1 protein-coding gene and 1 pseudogene are annotated in these 1,120 nt (G+C 61.7%); both read right to left on the reverse strand.

Annotation, left to right across the window (positions count from 1 at the left end; translation table 11 throughout):
• Positions 1-24 precede the first annotated feature (24 nt).
• Complete coding sequence (locus HWN72_RS30715) at positions 25-846, reverse strand: transglutaminase family protein (RefSeq protein WP_211152327.1); 822 nt, start codon at positions 844-846, stop codon at positions 25-27.
• A 5-nt stretch (positions 847-851) separates the two neighbouring features.
• Positions 852-1,120, reverse strand: a pseudogene (locus HWN72_RS30720) (transglutaminase family protein); the annotation flags it as partial.

Here is a 1,120-nt window from a genome sequence, read left to right on the forward strand (position 1 = left end):
ACAAGCCGTCACAGTTGATTGACGTCAGGCTCGCTCAGTGGATTCGACCTCCGCAGCATAAACGTCGAACCGTTTCAGTTCCGCCTGCCCGAATGCGGTAGTCAGAGCAACGTCGGTAGCGTCCCGCCCACGCGCCATCAGGACGCGGCCGATGCGCGGCTTGTTGTGGCGCGCATCGTGCGTGTACCAGCTGCCGTCGATGTAGACATCGAACCAGGCGCTGAAGTCCATCGGCGCGTCCACCGGCGGCACTCCGATGTCGCCCAGATAACCCGTACAGTAGCGCGCCGGAATGTTCATGCACCGGCACAAGGTAATCGCAAGGTGAGCGAAATCGCGGCACACGCCCTGCCGTTCCTGGTAGCCGTTCCAGGCGGTCTTGTCCGGCCGGGCGTGGTGGTAGCCGAACTCGATGTGGTCATGGACGAAATCAACGATGGCATCCACACGGTCGCGGGCGGAGAGATAGTGCCCGAAATTGCTCCAGGCCACGTCCATCAGCCGGTCGGTTTCGCAGTAACGGCTGGCAAGGAGGAACGGCATGACAAAGTCGGGCAAATCTTCCACTGCCATTTGCGGCGCATTGCCAGGGCGCATGTCAGGCTCTCCATTGTCCTCGATGATGAAGTCGCATGACAGGGTTACGCCCCCCGGGGGTACGGTCAGGCGGGTTGCGATATTCCCGAAACCATCCTCGAAATGATAGAGCGGGATATCGGGTTCGGCCAGCAGACGCTGCGGTGAACGCAGGTCCTGATGGCGAGAGGGATGCAGGCTCAGCATCGCCATCATCGCAGTTTTCGTCTCGGTCTCGAAGCGTATGTCATATCCGCAGCGGATCAGCATGAGGGTTACTTTCCTGAGGCGCCGGCAAGGCGGCTGTTGACGGCGCCATGGCCGCTTGAGGGGAACTGATCGGGGTCAGCACGACGCACGTCGACGGTGACGTCCATGCCCAGAAAGCTCGCCGGAAGTCCGAACCACGTGCCGGACAATGGCAGAACCTGGTAGGGATCGCGGGCCACGGCAACGCGGATCAGGCCGCGATTGCCGATGATGCCGTTGGTGGGATCGAACTCCACCCATCCCGAGCCGGGGAGGAATATCCGCACCCAGGCAT

It is taken from the genome of Novosphingobium sp. HR1a (genome assembly GCF_015594425.1).
GTDB lineage: Bacteria > Pseudomonadota > Alphaproteobacteria > Sphingomonadales > Sphingomonadaceae > Novosphingobium > Novosphingobium resinovorum_A.